This window comes from Streptococcus suis YS161 (assembly GCF_002760245.1).
In the GTDB taxonomy this organism is placed as follows: Bacteria; Bacillota; Bacilli; order Lactobacillales; family Streptococcaceae; genus Streptococcus; species Streptococcus suis_I.
In genome coordinates this window covers 1-7,040 of sequence record NZ_ASCA01000060.1, presented here as the reverse complement: position 1 = coordinate 7,040, position 7,040 = coordinate 1, and the positions used below count along the sequence as shown (strand labels likewise).

Annotated in this window: 6 protein-coding genes and 1 pseudogene; 5 read left to right on the top strand and 2 right to left on the bottom strand. The window is 35.8% G+C overall.

The window, feature by feature from the left end; translation table 11 throughout:
- From SST111_RS12065 to SST111_RS08645, 5 genes and pseudogenes are all read left to right on the top strand, one after another.
- Positions 1 to 2,152: pseudogene (locus tag SST111_RS12065) on the top strand (helicase-related protein); the annotation flags it as partial.
- A 70-nt stretch (positions 2,153 to 2,222) separates the two neighbouring features.
- The gene (locus SST111_RS08660; protein WP_011922452.1) at positions 2,223 to 2,522 is read left to right on the top strand and encodes a DUF5962 family protein; all 300 of its coding nucleotides are present in this window, start codon (positions 2,223 to 2,225) and stop codon (positions 2,520 to 2,522) included.
- 13 nt (positions 2,523 to 2,535) lie between these two features.
- Complete coding sequence (locus SST111_RS08655) at positions 2,536 to 2,832, top strand: DUF5966 family protein (protein ID WP_012775118.1); 297 nt, start codon at positions 2,536 to 2,538, stop codon at positions 2,830 to 2,832.
- A 340-nt stretch (positions 2,833 to 3,172) separates the two neighbouring features.
- Positions 3,173 to 3,346 (top strand): type A2 lanthipeptide, encoded by a 174-nt coding sequence (locus SST111_RS08650; RefSeq protein WP_012775117.1) that lies wholly within the window; start codon positions 3,173 to 3,175, stop codon positions 3,344 to 3,346.
- 83 nt (positions 3,347 to 3,429) lie between these two features.
- A complete protein-coding gene (locus tag SST111_RS08645) occupies positions 3,430 to 4,827 on the top strand; it encodes a DUF4135 domain-containing protein (RefSeq protein ID WP_011922451.1) in 1,398 nt (465 codons plus the stop codon).
- Between the two features lie 188 nt (positions 4,828 to 5,015).
- On the opposite strand, the gene SST111_RS08640 is transcribed toward SST111_RS08645, so the two are convergent.
- Together SST111_RS08640 and SST111_RS08635 are read right to left on the bottom strand one after the other, a co-directional pair.
- Positions 5,016 to 6,335, bottom strand: a complete 1,320-nt coding sequence (locus SST111_RS08640) for an IS1380-like element ISSsu5 family transposase (protein WP_002338419.1) — start codon at positions 6,333 to 6,335, stop codon at positions 5,016 to 5,018.
- Positions 6,336 to 6,562: 227 nt separating this feature from the next.
- Positions 6,563 to 7,040, bottom strand: a 478-nt coding sequence (locus tag SST111_RS08635; protein ID WP_099810722.1) for a phosphoribosyltransferase family protein, incomplete at its 5' end; no start/stop codon positions are given.

The window sequence follows — 7,040 nt, the reverse complement described above, 5'->3', positions numbered from 1 at the left end:
TTTGAAAAAATACCGATGAGTCGAGAGAAGCAGGTTACCTATATCAATGACAAGCTGGAGCAACTCAGAGAAATTAAACTAGGAAGTGACAGTGATTACACGGTGAAAGAAGCAGAGCGTTCAATTAAGGGATTAGAACACCAACTAGAAGAACTCCAAAAACTAGAGCGAGATACCTTTATTGAATTTGAAAACCTTGGAATTGATTTTCTTTTTGTGGATGAGGCTCATCATTTCAAGAATATCCGTCCAATCACTGGACTTGGGAATGTCGCGGGAATCACCAATACCACTTCAAAAAAGAACGTAGACATGGAGATGAAGGTGAGACAGGTTCAGGCAGAGCATGGCGATAGAAATGTCGTTTTTGCGACAGGAACACCAGTTTCTAACTCCATCAGTGAACTTTTCACCATGATGAATTACATTCAGCCCGATGTTTTGGAACGATATCAGGTATCCAATTTTGACTCATGGGTTGGGGCTTTTGGGAATATCGAAAACTCTATGGAACTAGCCCCGACAGGTGATAAATACCAACCTAAGAAACGGTTCAAGAAATTTGTCAATTTGCCTGAACTCATGCGAATCTACAAGGAAACTGCCGATATTCAGACATCAGACATGCTTGATTTACCTGTTCCTGAAGCTAAGATTATTGCGGTGGAAAGCGAGTTAACGCAAGCTCAGAAATACTATTTAGAAGAACTGGTAGAGCGTTCAGACGCTATCAAGTCAGGTAGTGTTGACCCAAGTAGAGATAATATGTTAAAGATAACCGGGGAAGCTAGAAAACTAGCTATTGATATGCGGTTGATTGACCCTGTTTATACCTTATCAGATAATCAGAAAATCCTTCAAGTGGTTGATAATGTCGAGCGAATCTACCTTGAAGGAGCAGGAGAAAAGGCTACTCAGATGATTTTCTCTGATATTGGAACACCTAAAAGTAAGGAAGAAGGTTTTGATGTTTATAATGAACTGAAAGCTTTGCTGGTTGATCGAGGGATTCCCAAAGAACAGATTGCTTTTGTGCATGATGCCAATACCGATGAGAAGAAAAATTCCCTATCACGAAAGGTCAATAGTGGGGAAGTGCGGATTCTCATGGCATCTACGGAAAAAGGTGGAACGGGTCTAAACGTGCAATCACGCATGAAAGCTGTCCACCACTTAGATGTTCCCTGGAGGCCTTCTGATATTGTACAGCGAAATGGACGACTGATTCGACAAGGGAATATGCACCAAGAGGTGGATATTTATCACTACATTACCAAAGGGAGTTTTGATAATTACCTCTGGCAGACACAGGAGAATAAGCTCAAATATATCACTCAGATTATGACCTCAAAAGACCCTGTGCGGTCGGCAGAAGACATTGATGAACAAACCATGACCGCTTCTGACTTCAAAGCTCTAGCGACAGGTAACCCCTATCTCAAACTGAAAATGGAATTGGAAAATGGAACTGACGGTGTTAGAAAATCAAAAACGAGCTTTTAATCGCTCAAAAGATGAATACCGCCACACAATTTCCTATTGCGAGAAGCACCTCCCTATTATAGAAAAACGGTTGAGTCAATATGATAAAGATATTGCCCAATCTTTGGCAACAAAGTCGCAAGATTTTGTCATGAGATTTGATAATCAGAAAATGGATAATCGTGCAGAAGCAGGGGACTATCTGCGAAAACTCATTACCTATAACCGCTCAGAGACCAAGGAAGTCAGAACACTTGCAAGCTTTAGAGGATTTGACTTAAAAATGACTACACGAGGTCCTAGTGAGCCCTTACCAGAGACCGTCTCTTTAACGATTGTAGGTGATAACCAATACACAGTCGCTCTTGATTTGAAATCAGACGTGGGAACCATTCAACGGATTAGTAATGCCATTGACCATATAATAGATGACCAAGAAAAGACAGAAGGGCTGGTAAAGGATTTAAAAGATAAGCTTCAAGTAGCCAAAGTAGAAGTTGAAAAAGTCTTTCCCAAGGAAGAAGATTATCAGCTTGTAAAGGCTAAGTATGATGTTTTGGCTCCCTTGGTTGAAAAAGAAGCAGAAATTGAGGAAATAGATGCGGCTTTGGCCAAGTTTAGTGAAGATACAACACCCCAAATGAAGCAACAAATAGCACTCGAGATATAAGAAAAAAGGCTGACAAATATTTTTGAACGCGGTAAAATGAAAGCAAGAAATCACAAAAGGAGAATAGATCATGGCCCAAACACTAGAAGAAATGCGTTATCAACTAGAAGAATGGTTGGCACAAGGCTTTACAAGCCCAGAGGATAGAGCCAACTACCAAGCTTTAAAGGAACAGTATGAAGATGAAACGCTTGATTATAGCTTCTCAAAGCGTGAAATCACTGGACAGCTGGAACTCATCATCACGAGTCGTGAGAATGATTTTCCAAGCTTAGATGAGGTGACGAAGGCGGAATACTTTGACTTGGTTGCCCAACTTGATGATTTAGACAAGGAACAGGCTAGCTATTACCGTAAGCAGTTATCCTAGAAAGAGGTGTAAGATGTTGGAACAAATTCTACAAAGCCTTTTGATTATCGCAGCAATAGGACTGTTGTTACTTGTCTTTTATCAGATTGTGAAAGTTTCAAGTACTTTATTCCTTATCGGACTCATCAGTGGAATAATCTTTATTGAAATCTATGGAATTTACCTCTTCTTTACTGAGAGCTACCTTTATACAGAAGATTTAGCAACTAATGGTATTTGGAGTTTTACTGGTTTTTATATTATCTTTAATAACTTTCTCTTGTTTATAATTACTATAAAAATCTTAAAAATAGAGCAACCTAAATCTTAGGATTATCAGGAATATGTAAATTGGTATTCCTAGTGATTGGTTTAAGATATTATTTTGCTTTTTTCAATACACATAGAAGAAAGCCAATGTGAACTGATATTTCAAGCTATAGTACAGTTCAGAATAGATGAACTTGAGAAGCAAAAAGCAAAATTTAATAAGAGGAATAAAGAGAACCAATTATTTAGTTTGCAGGTTTATTTTCTCGTTTCGTTATTTTTAGGATTTGTACCATAGAGTTTTGCCTTTTTTACTCATGTTTTACATCACTAATCGATTTATAATAATCTTATAGGGAAGCATAGTTACAAATAATTAATTATTCAAGGAGGAATTTATAATGAATAATATTAAACCAGAAATCTATGTTCAAACTGCAACTGATCAAGAAATTACATTATTAATTGGTGGTGCTGGAAGTGGGTTTGTTAAGACTCTAACTAAAGACTGTCCAGGCTTTTTATCAAATGTTTGTGTAAATATTGGATTCATCTCTGGGTGCAAAAATTGTTAAAATAAAAATTAGTTTGTAACTATGTATGTCCTATCGCCATAATTGATAGGGCATTTCCTTTTATTTTACTAGAGGTAATATCTATGACAATTAATATTACAGAGGAAAAAAGTTTTGATATAGTAATTTCAAAGGTAATAGAGGAATTTTCTTTCTCCACTTCAAAATTTAGTGAAGTGTGCTCCTTTTCTGATAGCATTATTAATAGTTTTAAGGAAGAGTTTAGAAAAATACTACTTCCTGTATTGGTCCAAGAAATAAATTTATTTAGGATAGGGAAAGGAACCAATTCAAAATATAGTGAATACAATGAATTTTGTAAAAATATTCTTAATAACGGTTTGTACTTTCTTGATAAATATCCAGTTTTAAAAAGAAGATTGAATCTTTTGAAAGAAAATTATGAAATTAGCATTGAATGTTTTTTGAAAAATTTAACCAAGAATTATAATGAAATTATAGAAAATTTTGATCTAAGGCAAGAAAATATAAGTGTAAAAATATTATCAATGGTGGGAGACAATCACGGTAGTAATAGGAATATCAGCTTTCAACTTCAAAATAAATCATTTTTTTATAAGACTTCAGGATACACTTTGTATCCAATTTTGAATGAATTAAATTGTAGAGTATTCGATTCTAAGTATTTCAAATTTCCTGATACATTCATTGGTAGCAATTTTATGATCCAAGAGAAGATTGACAATTTGTCCTGCCATGATAAAAGTCAAATCCATTCATTTTATAGAAATATGGGAGTGCTTTTGGCATTTACGTATGTGTTGAATGGAAATGATATGCACAATGAAAATATTATTGCTTGTAAAGAACATCCCTATGTGATTGATTTTGAAACTTTAATAAATCCTGTGTCACAAATAGAGGGAAGAATTTCACAAAGCATCTTTTCAACTGGCTTACTCCCAATGAAATATAGACGAAATTTTGATGGAATATTTGACTGTAGTAGTATAGGTCAAGTAAATATAGTTGTAAAAAAAGTTTTTGAAGAAATTAACCCGTTTAGTTCGGAATTACGATTGGAATTGACAGAACACCAATTTAATGATATCAAAGAATTCTTACCTTTACTCCATGAATCTCATATTTCTGCAAATAAATTTTTAGGTGATATTGAATCTGGATTCATATTTGGTTATTCAAGATTGAGAAGTTGTTATAAGATTATAAAAACAGTAGTCTTAAGGTATAAAAATGCCTTACTATGTAGATTGGTCTTAAGAAATACATCTGTATATTCAGCACTTATTGATCGAATTACTGTGCCAGATTTATTGATGGATGAGCTAAAAACAAGAAATGTTTTAACAAGCTTCTTAAAAGAAATACCAGTAATCAGTAGTCATGAAAAAAAGTACATTATGCTTGAAGTTGAGCAATTAGTTAATGGTGAGGTCCCATTGTTTACATTTGGTAATTTTGGAAATGTTTCAAGAAATGATACCCTGAATAATTCATAGCTCTAAATTTAACCTGTTTTTTTGAACAAATTGCCAATTTTTAAATTAGGCAGATACTTTCTTCCAAAATAATGTGTTTTCGAACAGGATGCCTACGGAAGAAGATCATAATAAAAATTATTTGTCTATTTAAGGGCAGACGAATCCCTTGAAAAAGAATCGGTTAAAAAATTTGTGTGATAACTAGTCTAAATCCATTGTTTGGATCGCCGCAGGCGTTCAAAAACCTTATAAAATTCAGTTTGATACACATGATAACTTGACAGTTTGAGATAGACCTGTCTCCCAGTCTGAACAAGTTTACCGGCTACTTTAAGCAATATCAGCCGGATGGAATGAATCGTCATGCCCTGGTTCACTTTATCAAAACCAATGCTTTTTAAAAAATTAACGAGGTTGTATGCAAGGACACTGATCATCATTCTGACATGATTTTCTAAGAAACGCGGGCTATCTGTTTTATCGAAGTAAAAGCCACCTTTCGCTTCTTTGATGAAATTTTCCATTGTTCCTCGCTTGCCGTAAAGAGAAAATATGACTTCAGGCGAGACATTGTCGGATAGATTAGTCACAATAAACGCATGATGAAATAGCAATTCTCCTCCTTCACGGACGGAGCGTATACAGACACGACGAGGTTTCGACCAGGATTGTGCTTGATAAGGTAGTGAAAAATACTGCACTTCTCGCTCTTCCCATTCTTGATTGTCCCCGTAAAGAACAGAATGTTCAGCTAACTGACTTAACCTCCGATTGCTCTTTAATCGGATAACGTACTGGCTTTCAGTTGCTTCACAAGACTCATACACCTCTGGTGTGGCGAAGCCGCTGTCACCCCGAACCAATATCTCGGTATGAGGTAACGTGCTCTTGTAGTGGTGTAAAAGCGGGTTGATAAAGGCTTTTACCCCTTTAGATGTGTACTGATTGCCTGAACGCAGTTCAGCTTTTAAGAAATCTCCGGTCAGTCCATCAAAGGCAACTAATGGGTGATAGCCGTAGGTTTGATAATGGGCATTATAATCTGTTTGTTCTTGGCGTCCAAAGGTATCCGAATGTGTGGAATCGACATCAATGATTAACTCGGTGTCATTGCGAATTAAACGTGCTTTATCAATCAATGACTGATTTAATGCTTGGAGTTGATCGATGTTCTCCTCGGTGAAACGATCCAGAAACCGTGAGATTGAGGATTGTGATGCCAACTGTTTTTTACCGAGTACAGCTTGAAAGACAGGATCCCGTCTTAATAGATTAGCTGATGAGTCTGCCGAGTAACCAGCAATTAATTGCATAATAAGCTGTTCCAATATCGCTAAGTTATCATGGGTAAAATAAGCCCGATGATCTGTAATATGGAGCCATTGTTTAGCTAAGTGCGAAAAGCCGAAGGTATTCATTAATTCTTTAACCAGGACTAACCCCGAATCACTTGATAGACGACCACCGGTATGTGAAATAGTGATATTTGAATTGAATTTAACTTGATTTTTGTGTAAGCTAGTCATGAGAAGAACTCCTTTCTTATGGTTGGTTTCGTCACCTTTACCATAGCAGAATGGGGTTCTTTTTTCATCACTTAAGGGGTGAAACTAAAAAAGTAATTATCAGACTGCCGTTAGGCAGTTTCAGACGGTTTCAATTAAAAAGTATGAATTATTCAGGGTAAACATCTTTCGTTGTATTGTAAATTAACGCCATCCAAAATTTTGATTCAAGATTTTCTTTCGGTTTATTATATGTTTGAGCCAATATAAGCTACAAAACTGCTGTCTATCCATTTTTGAGTAACCTCATTTATATCAATCCCAATAGTAGCCAACCCAATAATGCTGCAATCCAATTTCTCTAACAAAGCTATTAAAGCCTTCATTTGAGAACCTGTCTCTATCCAATCATCTACAATCAAAACTCTTTTGTTCCTCACAATAGAACTCTTAGATATTTCAAAGCTTTTATCTTGACCTGAATAGTCGGTAAAATGTGTCGAAATAATCTCTTCTTTTGCGTATGGCAGCTTATCACCTTTTCTTACTCCAATAAACCCCACTCCAAGTTCTTTGGCTATGGCAGTGCCTAGTATCCATCCAATTGCTTCTGGGGCAGCCACATAATCTACTTTATTTTGAAAATCCAATGATAGTACTTTTACAATTTTATCAAAAACGGTTTTATGTGTAAAAATAGTTAGTAAATCATATTTTCCAATTGAG

Excerpts from the sequence above, each read along its gene's own strand:
- SST111_RS08655 (WP_012775118.1), top strand. The coding sequence starts at position 2,536 with ATGTTGGAACAAATTCTACAAAGCCTTTTGATTATCGCAGCAATAGGA.
- SST111_RS08640 (WP_002338419.1), bottom strand. The coding sequence starts at position 6,335 with ATGACTAGCTTACACAAAAATCAAGTTAAATTCAATTCAAATATCACT.
- SST111_RS08645 (WP_011922451.1), top strand. The coding sequence starts at position 3,430 with ATGACAATTAATATTACAGAGGAAAAAAGTTTTGATATAGTAATTTCA.
- SST111_RS08650 (WP_012775117.1), top strand. The coding sequence starts at position 3,173 with ATGAATAATATTAAACCAGAAATCTATGTTCAAACTGCAACTGATCAA.
- SST111_RS08660 (WP_011922452.1), top strand. The coding sequence starts at position 2,223 with ATGGCCCAAACACTAGAAGAAATGCGTTATCAACTAGAAGAATGGTTG.